Here is a 12138-nt window from a genome sequence, read left to right on the forward strand (position 1 = left end):
GTGCTTCGACGAGATAGGTGGTGCCTGGCTCCTTCATCTCTCAAGATGATCGTGCGAGTTCGGCGCCAACAGCCCTGGCGATGCCGGAAGACAACAGGTATGCATTTGATCTTATCTCCTGATGTTGCTTCGCACCGTGGATGGCGAATTCCAAGACCATGAGCAATTGACGGCAAGCAGTGCCTCGACGACGATCGCCCGACGCAATTCGTCTGGAGCTACAATGCCGCCCGAAGTACAAGAACTGCAAGACGCCATTGCGTCAATTCCCGGCATTACCGATGCAGCGGTGGACAAGGTGGATCTTTCTGATGTCACGGAAAGCGACTTCAGTCTTCTTCCGTATGCCGACCTGCCGCTCGGTGCGTTGAAGCGCACAAAGGGAGGCTTGGCCAACGAGCTTGCCATTTCCGTCAACTTTGGTATCACGCGCGATCCGAAAGGCCTCAAGGCACTCGAGTTCATTTCCTGGTGGGTACGCGATTCGGCGCGAGCGGGTGAACCAATGCAGATCAGGAGTGTTGCGCTTCCACCCATCGGCGATCAGTTTGGCACGTCACTTCGCTTTTGCATCGATTATTTTTACGCTGATCCCGAGCAGGATATCGGCAAACTACTGTCCAAGGTAGGGAAGTTGGCCGTTGAGCTCAACAGCGCAAAGGGCTTATATCCCCAGGTCGTTGCGTCCTGATAATGCGTTCAAGCCAAACCTGCCGCCGCGGATGTCCTCGCGCAGATGCCGACGCAGCGGGCAATTGGGATTGCCGAGTGTCACCGCACAGACAGGGCTGCCTGTTACTGGCCTTGGCCTGATCTCAAGCTAAGCTGAAGACGCTCGCTTCTCCATTCCTTGTGTCGTACGCCACTAATGCCTCCTGGAAGGCATCAGCGCTGCAAACGAGGTCACCGTCATTGCTCCAGATGGCAGACCGCCCCGCTCCTACGAAGGTATCGGCGGGGCCTACACAATTCGCCATCAAGACAGTCATGGAATGCGTTTTTGCAATCGTCGGATAATGGCTGTAGGCCGATGTCGCGCCTCTCTCGGATTTGGCCACGCTTGCCAGATACACGCCAGCACCTGACGCTGCAGCTTGTTCTGCATGGCTTGCCTGCAGTGACTCATAGCAAATGGCAGGCGCCAGCAGCTGATCTGCGTGTCTGAGCACAAGCTGCTCGGTACCGGCGGTGAAGAACGGGAACTCGTCGGGGTGTAACTGCTGTTTGGAGTAGCTTGTGCGCTCCAGCCCCGGCTGGAAGCAGAGCATGTTGATTTCGGTACCTTTTGCCCCCTTCGTGGGCGCGCCAACGGCGATGAGCATGCCGTACCGGTCACTTGCCAGCTGAAATTGATCAAAGCGCTGATCAGCCAGCTGCACCGCCAGCGCCTGCGCCAATCCGGGTTCGTAACCAGTGAGGGAAAGCTCGGGAAAGACCAGCACGTCCGCACCCTTGCTTGCCGCCAGGCGAATGACATCAAGGTGCTTACTGATGTTCTCTTCGATTTGGCCAGGCGTCGAAAGGATTTGCGCAGCTGTCAGCTTCATTGCCTGTCTCGTGTCCACGTATTAGGGCTGAGCGTAGCGGATTCCGAAAGGCGGGTAACCAGAGTGCGCTTGAAAGCCCGGATATGCTGCTCGAACGCCTACACTTTCGAACGCGAGACGTCTTGCCTGGATGCCCATCTTCAGCGCCGGTCTCGAGGATAGGTTGCCCGGATGGTTACCGGTCTTCTCCAGCGTGATTGGTTATAAATCAGGGGGCGCCGCACCGAAGCAGGGACTCATTTGTTGAGCACCTTGGTTGTCCACACCTGGTCGTAATCGGCATTGTGTGCCTTGGTGAATCCGTTGGCATCGCTGCGTCCATCGTCGACTTTCTGGCCATCCTTGTAGATCACGTAATGGCGCCCGCCGGCAGCCTGGTCGCCGTGGTAATGCAGCTGCATCCGGTACACCAGCCTGCTCTCTTCTACTGCTGGCGTCGCCTGCTGCCGTATAACGCTGCTGGCCATTTGCTGTATCTGCAACAGCGGTGTCGTCTGCTGCGGATGGGCCATCACCCAGCGCATGAAATTGGCCTGGTCCTGCGCTGACGCTTGCCCGGATGCTGGCCATATGTAGAGAAACGTTGCGGGCGTATTGGGTGCCGTGCTGACGGCCGGCATGTGCCACTCGTAGACCTGTTGCGTGCCGTCGGCTGTCGTCATCTCGAGTAGGCTGGCACTGCCTTGCGATGGGTTGCTGGCGGCGCCCGGCAGTTCACTGATAGGCGCCAGGCCGGAGTCCGGTACGGCGCCCGCCAGTGCGAGCAACAGATCGCGCTGGTTTGTCACTTCCTGTTCGTTCAACGACAGCGAGCGCAGGTAGCGCGAGCGCAGACTGAAACGGTAGCGCGTTTCCTGCAGGGTGAATTCTCCCTCGACCCTGGAGGCTTCGTGCCAGTCGTGTCCCGGCGCCAGATTGACGGTACCGTGCATGACGCAAAACCCCTGCTGGGACTGTGCCGCTGGCGGGAAGGGGGATGCGCTGCTGGTGATCGAGGCCAGGATTTCCTTGGTGCGCCGTTCGGTGATGTCCTGCAGGCGGCTGATGGCCGTCTTTTGAAAGCGAAAAGTGGTGCCATCGCGATGGGCGAAGCCGGTGACCTGTACGACATTCGGGTCGAGCGGCAACGTGTCTTCCGCGTGTGCGACGATGACCCTGCCATCATCCTGTGCCAGTGTTTCCACCGGCTTGATCAGTTGGCGCACCTTGCCATCGCTGGCCGGCGCTTGTGCGCTCAGCAGGCGCTGCTCGTAGCTGGCGGCGTCTTCGCGGTAGGTATCGATGTCGCCCCAGTAAAACTGCGCGGAACTTCCCAGAAAATGCAGGGACACATCGGTCGTCACGGCAAGACGCCCGACGCAGTAACTTACGTTGCCGGGATTGTCCGCCGATGGCGGCAACGATTTGTTGGTGGTGTTGGTTGTGCTGCAAGCGGCAAGCAACGCCATGGCAGCAAGCAGCGGTGCGCGCATCAAACGCGTGGCGGAACGTCTCAACGCAATTCCTTCAAAACAGCAATCGGCAATGATAGATGACGCCGGTCTACGTGGTGCGTCACCCCTGACAAGGTCTTTTGGCGCGTCCTGCTGCTATCAGCATCCACCGTACCGCTGCGGGATCGAGCGAGCCGAATTCGTTCTGGTCGTTGCGGGCCACCGTAAACCGCAACGCGCTGCTTCGCATCGGCTTTTATGTCGCGCGGTGGTCGATGGCGTGCCTGCCTCGATGCGCCTGCCACTGCAGGCGTGCGGCGCACCGGGGGGCTAGGGTTGCGATTACTTCTTTCGGTACACCCCGCCGAAGGAAACGTTCATTCCGCCGCATTCCAGGTTGTCGTCGGCCAGCAGCATGTCGCCCAGCAATTGCAGGCGCACCTTGCACGTGTCCTCGTTGACCTCGACGCGGTTGCCTTCTGGATAGCCGCGCGCGGTGACCGAGCCCGTGTGTGGACCGCCCGGCGTCTGTTCCGGGTCGGGAAAGGCGCTGGGCCAGTACGCATCGCCGTTGACGGTGATGCTGCCATCTGGGTTGGTGGTCAATTGCAGCGTGTTGTCGCCGTCGTGCCAGTGGCCGTTCCACGCCTGCGGTGTGGGTGTGGCCGCGCTTGGCTGCATCTGCAGGCTCGACTGTGCGACCCAACCAGCATTGCCGCCTCCCTTGTTGGGATAGAGCACGCAGACGTAGGCATTGCGGCGCTGCGCCGTCAGGACGATATCGTTCTTGACGACGTAGGCGCGCCCCTGGCATGCGGCCCCGCCCGTGTCCGGGCAGCCATCGGTGTCCTTGAGCAGGTACAGGCGCGGCGGGATGACCTTGCCTAGTGAGAACGCCACCGGCGCGCTGGTGAACAACCCATTGCGGCAGGTGGCATCGTCGTCGGCAGGCGCGGCGTGGACCAGTGGCGAAACGCCCAGCAGGGCAAGCATCCAGGCCTTGTGCATGGCAATCACTCCAAATGTGGCGCGGTAGTGTGCGGCAAACCGGGCCGTCTTTCAGCAGGAAAGTGCCACCACACGCCACGCATGCCACAGCTGCGCTGACCACGTCCTGTTCCACGCCCGCGCACAAACGCGGGCCGCCGATTGCGGCGTGGTGCCGCGCGTGGTGCGGCGTTGTGCGTTCGCCTTCGGTCGATGCGCACGTCTGAATAACGCAGTGGACGTGTATGAGCCTTCTTCACCTGGGCAGGCAGATGCTGCTGTCTCCAATCGAGAGGGAGTGGAGCATGAAACAGTCACTGTTGGTCCTGTCCATCGTCGCGGCGCTGGCGCTCGCTGGCTGCAAGCCGAATGCCGACAAGGAGGCCGCAGCGCCTGCCGCGTCCACCGAGCCGACGCCGACCGGTGGCGCGGCGACCCCGACCACGCCGCCTGTCGGCGAAGCCAGCCCGGCGCCTGAAGGCGCGGCGCGTGCGAGCTCCGGAGACGACATCGCCCTTGGCTTGCTCGGGGCGGTGGACAACCACGAGATCGCCGCAGCGAAGCAGGCGCAGGACAAGAAGGTCACCGGCGCAGTGCTGGACTACGCGAAGATGATGGAGAAAGAGCACACCGAGAATCTGGACAAGACCAAGGCGCTGGGAACGCTGGCCGAAACCCCGGACGTCAAGAAGCTGGAGAACAAGGGCGAGCAGGACCTGTCCACGCTGGGGCAGAAGTCCGGCAAGGACTACGCGGCGGCCTACATCGATGCAATGATCGCCGGGCACAAGGACGCGTTGCAGCTGATCGAGACGCAGATGATGACGGTGGCGTCGACCGAGCCGGTCAAGCAGCACCTGACCGAGACCAAGACGCACGTCGAGCAGCACCTGGCGAAGGCGGAAGCCATCAAGAAGGCGATGTGAGCGTGGGCGTGGCAGATCGCCGGTCTGCCACGCCTGGTCTGCAAGCGGCGAGTGGGCGCGACGTCGCCCTTTTAAGCGTCAGGGACCTGCGCGGACGTCGATCAAATGTTCTCTGGCGATGCGTTCGAGCCCACGTCGCGTTGCCGTAAACGCGATGGCAATCGACTTTCTGCTCAGCGGCAACGATCGAAGGTTCTGACACCCGAGCAATACGAAGAACTCAGATAGACGATCTCATCGACTCCATCCTTGTCCAGGTCGACGACCTGCACGAAGCCGGCGTAGTCCTCCTTGACGATGTCGTCCTCGACGCTGACGTCTTGCCAAAGCCCTACGATCTCTCCGGCACGGCTCGGGCTCAGCCTCTGATCCTTTGCCGTTGCAACTGTGGCGATGGCCAGCAGCGCCGCCATGACGTAGCTCCGCATCTTTGCTCTCCCTGCAGATTGAGGCCATAGCCTACAACCCTTGGGAGTTGGCCAGCGCTGCCTGAGCCCTCACCACTGCCGCGCTTGTTTGATTTTCGTCAATTCCACCGACACATGAAATTCGCAGTGGGGGTGCTTGACTGCATCGGTCAAGAATCGTTGCGGAGTTGCGCATGAGTGCAGTCACGGTAGAAAGGGTCGACCAGGCCTTGGGTAGGCAGGGGTCGATCCGGACGGGAGTTGGACTGGTGCGTCGTGACCGAGCGCCGGTGGATCTGCGGGGTGGGTCGGCCCGCGTCGTCTCCTTTGTCACGGTGCGTGCGCGCGCCGTGGTCTGCTGAGGGGGCGCCATGCGGATCTGTGTTCTCAATGAGGCAACCGGCGAGCAGGCCGGGCTGGAGCAGCGCTGCAAGTCAGCGCGTGAGGCGGGCTTTGACCATGTGGTGCTCGCGCCGCCATTTGCACGCGACGCCGAAGGCCGGCTGAGCGAGATCGCCACCACCGGCGAGGAAGACGCGCAGCGTCTGCGCGAGGTGGTGCAGGCCGCGCACCGGGCCGGCGTGAAGCTGCTGCTCGATGTGCGCCTGGATGAAGTGGGCGGTGCCAGCGCCGTGGTGCGCGACAACCCGCAGTGGTTCCGCGCGCGCAGCACGGCGGTGCCGGACCCGCGCCAGCCGCGCGCCACGCCCGAAGTGGCCGAGGCACGCTTTACCTATGCGCAGGAAGGTGCGGCGCTGGTGGAGTGGTGGAGCGCGCGTTTGCTGGACTGGGCATCCCAGGGTGTGGCCGGCTTCCGCCTGCTGCAGCCGCAGCAGGTGCCGGTGCAGCGCTGGCGCGAGTTGATCGCCCATGTGCATGCGCAGGCACCGGAGGTGGTGTTTGCGGCGTGGACGCCGGGCCTGGGCATCGAGGCCTTGCAGCAGCTGGCCGGTGCCGGGTTCGATGTGGCGTTCTCCTCGCTCGCATGGTGGGACGGCCGCGGCAGCTGGTTCTTCGACGAAGACACGGCGCTGCGCGCGTTGGCGTCGCAGGTTGTCGCAGTGGTGGGCGCGCCCGATGGCAAACATGCCGCCACTGCCGGGCAACACTGGCAACTGGCCCAGGCACTGGGCGGAGCATGGCTGCTGGACGAGACGCAGCTGGAGACATTGCCCTTGTCGATCAGGGCCCGCGATGGCGTGCCGCCCAGCAATGCCGGCCTGCGGTTGCGTCCGCTGCTGCGCGAGGGCACTGGCCTGACGGCGGTGGCGATCGAGCCGCTGGGCGGCTTGCCGTCGCTGTTGTTGATCAATGGCGATGCCGACCATGTGGTGCCGGTCCCGGCGCCGGATCTGCTGCGCCTGCTCGGCGATGCCGAAGCACTAGTGGGCGAGGACGGCAGCACGCTTTCCGGCGCGACGCTGGAAGCATTGGAGCCGGGCGAGGTGCGGGTCTATCGCAGCGTGCCGGCCCGGCACGTACTGGCAGTGCCGCGCATGCGCCCGCGCCCGCAGACCGCGGCCGCCTGGCCGCGCGTGTGCATCGAGTCGGTGACGCCGTCGGTCGATAACGGCCGCTTCCCGGTCAAGCGCACCGTGGGCGACCGCATCTGCGTGGAAGCCGATGCGTTCTGCGATGGGCACGACCGTATCGCGGTGGCGGTGCTGTGGCGCCCGGCCGATGCCAAGACCTGGGCCAGTGCGCCGATGCGTGCGCTGGGCAACGATCGCTGGCGTGCGGAGTTCCCGCTGGAGCGCATCGGCACCTATGAGTTCCGGGTGGAAGGCTGGCGCGATGTGTTCGCCACCTTGCATGCGGATCTGGAAAAGAAGCGCGCCGCCAACACGGTGCTGCCGGTGGACGTGCAGGAAGCGGTGGCCGTGGTGCAGGCCGCGCACGCACGCAGCAGCGGTGCCTTGGCCGAGCGCCTGCAGGCCGTCCTCACCCGCATCGGTGCGCAGAGCGAGCCGCTGCAGCAGCTGGCGATCGTGCTGGAGCCGGACACCGCGCAGGCAATGGCAGCGGCCGACGACAAGCCGTTCCGCTCCGAGACGCCGGTGACCTTCCGGGTGGAGTCCGAGCGGCGCGCGGCGCATTTCGCCAGCTGGTACGAATTGTTCCCGCGCTCGCAAAGCGGCGATCCGCAGCAACACGGCACCTTCGACGATGTGATCAAGCGGCTGGCGCATATCCGCGCGATGAACTTCGACGTGCTGTACATGCCGCCAATCCATCCGATCGGCGCGAAGAACCGCAAAGGCCGCAACAACTCGGTCACTGCGGTCGACGGCGAGCCGGGCAGCCCGTATGCGATCGGCGCGGCCGATGGCGGGCATACCGAGGTGCATGCCGAGCTCGGCGGGCTCGATGGCTTTCGCCGCTTGATCCAGGCCGCACGTGCACATGGGCTGGAAGTGGCGCTGGACTTCGCCATCCAGTGCGCGCCGGATCACCCGTGGTTGAAGGATCACAAGGACTGGTTCACCTGGCGCGCGGATGGCTCGATTCCGTATGCGGAGAACCCGCCGAAGAAATACCAGGACATCGTCAACGTCGACTTCTACGCCAGCGGCGCGGTGCCGGACCTGTGGAACACGTTGCGCGATGCGGTGCTGTTCTGGGTCAACGAGGGCGTGACGCTGTTCCGCGTCGACAATCCGCACACCAAGCCGTTCCCGTTCTGGGAGTGGTTGATTGCCGATATTCGCGGGCGCCGGCCGGATGTGGTGTTCCTGTCTGAGGCCTTCACCCGGCCGAAGATGATGTACCGCCTGGCCAAGTGCGGTTTCTCGCAGTCATATACCTACTTCACCTGGCGCAACCACAAGCACGAGTTGCAGGAGTATGTGGAAGAGTTGAACCAGGGCGTGCCGCGCGAGTGCTTCCGCCCGCACTTCTTCGTCAACACGCCGGACATCAATCCGCTGTTCCTGCAGACCAGCGGGCGTAACGGGCATCTGATCCGCGCCGCGCTGGCAACCACGCTGTCGGGGCTATGGGGTATGTACCAGGGCTTCGAACTGTGCGAGGCCACGCCATTGGCGCCGGGCAAGGAAGAGTATCTGGACTCGGAGAAGTTCCAGCTGCGCGCCTGGCCCGAGCGTGCGCCCGGCGACATCGTCGATGAGATCACCCGCTTCAATCAGCTGCGCCGCATGCACCCGGAGCTGCAGTCGCACCTGGGCACGCGCTTCTATCAGGCGCATAACGACCAGGTGCTGTACTTCGGCAAGTTCCTGGATGCCGGCTACCTGTCGCGCAGCCGCAGCATGGTGTTGGTGGCGATCAACCTGGACCCCAACGCTGCGCAGGATGCCGCAATCGAAGTGCCATTGTGGGAGTTGGGCCTGCCCGATCACGCCAGCGTGGCGGTGGACGACCTGTGGGACGGCCACCGCTTCACATGGCAGGGAAAACAGCAACACATCCGTTTAGAGGCGACGCGGCCGTTCGCGTTATGGCGCATCCGCGCAGGAGAGGTCGCATGAATGCAGTCCCATCGTTACAAGCCGACGCGGAACAGTCCGCGGTGGTTGCAGACCAGCTTTGGTATAAGGACGCGATCATCTATCAGGTGCACGTCAAGTCGTTCTTCGACTCCAACGACGATGGCATCGGCGATTTCCCGGGGCTGATTTCCAAGCTGGATTACATCGCCGAACTCGGCGTGGACACCATCTGGCTGCTGCCGTTCTACCCCAGCCCGCGCCGCGACGACGGCTACGACATCGCCGAATACATGGCGGTGCATCCGGACTACGGCAGCATCGAAGACTTCGAGCAGCTGGTGGCGCAGGCGCATGCACGCGGCATCCGCATCGTCACCGAGCTGGTAATCAACCACACCTCCGATCTGCACCCGTGGTTCCAGCGCGCACGCAACGCGCCGGCCGGCTCGCCGGAGCGTGACTTCTATGTGTGGTCTGACACCGATCAGGAATACGAAGGCACGCGGATCATTTTCTGCGATACCGAAAAATCCAACTGGACCTGGGACCCGGTGGCCGGGCAGTACTTCTGGCATCGCTTCTATTCGCACCAGCCGGACTTGAACTTCGACAACCCGGCCGTGCTGGAAGCGGTGCTGGAAGTGATGCGCTTCTGGCTGGACCGCGGCGTGGACGGCTTGCGCCTGGATGCGGTGCCGTACCTGATCGAGCGCTCCGGCACCTCCAACGAGAACCTGCCGGAAACCCACGCGATCCTGCGCAAGATCCGCGCCACGCTGGATGCCGAATACCCGGACCGCATGCTGCTGGCCGAAGCCAACATGTGGCCGGAAGACACCCAGCAGTACTTCGGCCAGAACGCCGACGAATGTCATATGGCGTTCCACTTCCCGCTGATGCCGCGCATGTACATGGCGATCGCACGCGAAGACCGCTTCCCGATCACCGACATCATGCGCCAGACCCCGGAGATTCCGGAGAGCTGCCAGTGGGCGATCTTCCTGCGCAACCACGATGAGTTGACGCTGGAAATGGTCACCGACTCGGAGCGCGATTACCTGTGGCAGACCTATGCCGCCGACCGCCGCGCGCGCATCAATCTGGGCATCCGGCGCCGGCTGGCGCCGCTGCTGGAGCGTGACCGCCGCCGCATCGAGTTGATGACCTCCCTGTTGCTGACCATGCCCGGCACGCCGGTGCTGTATTACGGCGACGAGATCGGCATGGGCGACAACATCCATCTGGGCGACCGCGATGGCGTGCGCACGCCGATGCAGTGGTCGATCGACCGCAATGGCGGCTTCTCGCGCGCCGACCCGGCGCAGCTGGTGCTGCCGCCGGTGATGGACCCGCTGTACGGCTTCCAGGCGGTCAATGTGGAAGCGCAGATCCGCGACCAGCATTCGCTGCTGACCTGGACCCGCCGCGTGCTCAGCGTGCGCAAGCGCTACCAGGCCTTCGGCCGCGGCAGCCTGCGCTTTCTGTATCCGGGCAACCGCCGCATGCTGGCCTACCTGCGGTGCTACCAGGACGAGACGGTGCTGTGCGTGGCCAACCTCTCGCACACGCTGCAGGCAGTGGAGCTGGACCTGTCCGAGTTCGAGGGCCGCGTGCCGGTGGACATCATCGGCGGCGGCAGTTTCCCGCCGGTCGGGCGGCTGACCTATCTGCTCACCGTGCCGCCGTTCGGCTTCTACGCATTCCAGCTGGTTAGCGAGGGCACCTTGCCGGACTGGCATGTACCCAGCCCGGTGCCGTTGCCGGACTACCGCACGCTGGTGTTGCGCAGCGACACCGAGAGCAATGCGCTGCTGCCGCATCTGCCCACGCTGGAAGCGGAGATCCTGCCGGCCTGGTTGTCGGCACGGCGCTGGTTCTCTGCCAAGGACCAGGCACTCAAGCACGTGCGCATCTCGCGCCGTACGCCGCTGCCAGGCGCCGAGCCGATGAGTTTGCTGGAGCTGGAAGTGGAGCTGGAAGACGGCCACCACGAGAGCTACATGCTGCCGGTCGGCATCGTGTGGGAGCGCGACCAGCCCAGCACCCTGGCCGAGCAGCTTGCACTGGCCCGCGTGCGCCAGGGCCGCGAGGTGGGTTACCTCACCGATGCCTTCGCGCTCAAGCCGATGGTGCGCGGGGTGATCGACGCATTACGCGACAACGCTGCGCTGGAGTTCTGCGATGGCGACGATGCCTCGCAGCAGGGGCAGGTGCGCTTCGAGGCGACACCGGCGCTGGCCACGCTGGAAATACCGCAGGATCCGGAGATCCGCTGGCTGTCGGCCGAACAGAGCAACAGTTCGCTGGTGGTGGCCGACAAAGCGGTGTTCAAGCTGCTGCGGCACGTGGCCAACGGTGCCAACCCGGAGATCGAGATCGGCCGTCGCCTGACCGAGATGGGCTACGCCAACGCCGCGCCCTTGCTGGGCAGCGTCAGCCGTATCGATGCGCAGGGCACCATCACCACGATCGCACTGCTGCAGGGCTTCATCCGCAACCAGGGCGATGCCTGGCGCTGGACGCTGGACCATCTGGCACGCAGCTTCGACGAGTACGCCACCGCGCAGACCGACGAATCGCGTGCCGAGGCCATCGCCGGCTACGACGCCTTCGCCGCGGTGGTCGGCAAGCGCCTGGCCGAGCTGCACGAGGCCTTGTCGCGCGACACCGACGATGCCGACTTCGCCCCGCAGCGCATCGACCTGCCCACCGCCAACGATGTGGTGGCTGGCGTCGCACGCCAGGTCGAAGAGATGTGGGACACGGTCAATGCACGCCTGGCCGGCAGCGACGATGCCACCGAACGCGAAGCGCTGCAGGCAGTGCTGGCCGAGCGCCCGCAGCTGGATGCCTTGCTCGCCCAGGCACCGAGCGTGCTGGCAGACTCCTTGTTGACCCGCGTGCACGGCGACTTCCACCTGGGCCAGATCCTGGTGGCCTTCGACGATGTGGTGCTGATCGACTTCGAAGGCGAGCCGGCCAAGCCGCTGTCCGAGCGGCGCGCCAAGGCCAGCCCGCTGCGCGATGTGGCCGGCTTCCTGCGCTCGCTCGATTACGCCAGCGAAGTGTCGGCACGTGGCGAGGAAGGCACCGCCGCCCGTGCGGGCGTGGGCGTGGACACGCATCTGGACGAGTTCCTGGTGCAGTTCCGCCGCCGCTCCACACAGGCGTTTCTGGACGCGTACCATGCCGTGCTCGACGCCAGTACGCACCCGTGGATCGCACCGGCAGCGTTCAACGCGGCCACCTTGCTGTTCCTGGTGGAGAAGGCCTGTTACGAGGTGCGTTACGAGGCTGCCAACCGCCCCGGCTGGCTGATGGTGCCGATCGAGGGCTTGCGACGCATCCTGCACCGCGCGCGCGCTGGTGCGGGAGACACATGATGAGTG

Annotated in this window: 8 protein-coding genes; 4 read left to right on the forward strand and 4 right to left on the reverse strand. The window is 64.2% G+C overall.

Annotation, left to right across the window (positions count from 1 at the left end; all coding sequences use genetic code 11):
• Positions 1–121 precede the first annotated feature (121 nt).
• Entirely contained in the window at positions 122–691 is a 570-nt protein-coding gene (locus ABQY74_RS00835) for a hypothetical protein (protein WP_349792934.1), read from the forward strand.
• A gap of 124 nt (positions 692–815) precedes the next feature.
• On the opposite strand, the gene ABQY74_RS00840 is transcribed toward ABQY74_RS00835, so the two are convergent.
• From ABQY74_RS00840 to ABQY74_RS00850, 3 genes are all read right to left on the reverse strand, one after another.
• On the reverse strand, positions 816–1547 hold the full coding sequence (locus tag ABQY74_RS00840; RefSeq protein ID WP_349792936.1) for a carbon-nitrogen hydrolase family protein: 732 nt from the start codon (positions 1545–1547) through the stop codon (positions 816–818).
• Positions 1548–1783: 236 nt separating this feature from the next.
• Positions 1784–3019, reverse strand: a complete 1236-nt coding sequence (locus tag ABQY74_RS00845; protein ID WP_349792938.1) for a hypothetical protein — start codon at positions 3017–3019, stop codon at positions 1784–1786.
• A gap of 303 nt (positions 3020–3322) precedes the next feature.
• Complete coding sequence (locus tag ABQY74_RS00850) at positions 3323–3988, reverse strand: hypothetical protein (protein WP_166775298.1); 666 nt, start codon at positions 3986–3988, stop codon at positions 3323–3325.
• Between the two features lie 284 nt (positions 3989–4272).
• Between ABQY74_RS00850 and ABQY74_RS00855 the strand changes: the two genes are divergently transcribed.
• The gene (locus ABQY74_RS00855) at positions 4273–4893 is read left to right on the forward strand and encodes a DUF4142 domain-containing protein (protein ID WP_104574493.1); all 621 of its coding nucleotides are present in this window, start codon (positions 4273–4275) and stop codon (positions 4891–4893) included.
• Between the two features lie 173 nt (positions 4894–5066).
• Here the strand turns inward: ABQY74_RS00855 and ABQY74_RS00860 are convergent, their stop codons facing one another.
• Positions 5067–5306: a hypothetical protein gene (locus ABQY74_RS00860; RefSeq protein WP_146097978.1), complete on the reverse strand. Its 240-nt coding sequence runs from the start codon at positions 5304–5306 to the stop codon at positions 5067–5069.
• A gap of 365 nt (positions 5307–5671) precedes the next feature.
• Here ABQY74_RS00860 and ABQY74_RS00865 point away from each other — a divergent pair, with 365 nt between their 5' ends.
• Both ABQY74_RS00865 and treS read left to right on the forward strand, forming a co-directional pair.
• Positions 5672–8788 (forward strand): maltotransferase domain-containing protein, encoded by a 3117-nt coding sequence (locus tag ABQY74_RS00865; protein WP_349792941.1) that lies wholly within the window; start codon positions 5672–5674, stop codon positions 8786–8788.
• Positions 8785–12132 carry a maltose alpha-D-glucosyltransferase gene (gene treS / locus ABQY74_RS00870; RefSeq protein WP_104574490.1) on the forward strand — a complete coding sequence of 1116 codons (3348 nt, stop codon included), beginning with the start codon at positions 8785–8787 and terminating at the stop codon, positions 12130–12132. Before ABQY74_RS00865 ends, treS begins: the two co-directional genes overlap by 4 nt.
• Positions 12133–12138: the final 6 nt, after the last annotated feature.

This window comes from Xanthomonas sp. WHRI 7064 (genome assembly GCF_040202355.2).
In the GTDB taxonomy this organism is placed as follows: domain Bacteria; phylum Pseudomonadota; class Gammaproteobacteria; order Xanthomonadales; family Xanthomonadaceae; genus Xanthomonas; species Xanthomonas arboricola.

Bases quoted from the DNA above. Each gene is read 5' to 3' on its own strand.
- ABQY74_RS00835 (WP_349792934.1), top strand. From the start codon at position 122: ATGTTGCTTCGCACCGTGGATGGCGAATTCCAAGACCATGAGCAATTG.
- ABQY74_RS00840 (WP_349792936.1), bottom strand. From the start codon at position 1,547: ATGAAGCTGACAGCTGCGCAAATCCTTTCGACGCCTGGCCAAATCGAA.
- ABQY74_RS00845 (WP_349792938.1), bottom strand. From the start codon at position 3,019: ATGCGCGCACCGCTGCTTGCTGCCATGGCGTTGCTTGCCGCTTGCAGC.
- ABQY74_RS00850 (WP_166775298.1), bottom strand. From the start codon at position 3,988: ATGCACAAGGCCTGGATGCTTGCCCTGCTGGGCGTTTCGCCACTGGTC.
- ABQY74_RS00855 (WP_104574493.1), top strand. From the start codon at position 4,273: ATGAAACAGTCACTGTTGGTCCTGTCCATCGTCGCGGCGCTGGCGCTC.
- ABQY74_RS00860 (WP_146097978.1), bottom strand. From the start codon at position 5,306: ATGGCGGCGCTGCTGGCCATCGCCACAGTTGCAACGGCAAAGGATCAG.
- ABQY74_RS00865 (WP_349792941.1), top strand. From the start codon at position 5,672: ATGCGGATCTGTGTTCTCAATGAGGCAACCGGCGAGCAGGCCGGGCTG.
- treS (WP_104574490.1), top strand. From the start codon at position 8,785: ATGAATGCAGTCCCATCGTTACAAGCCGACGCGGAACAGTCCGCGGTG.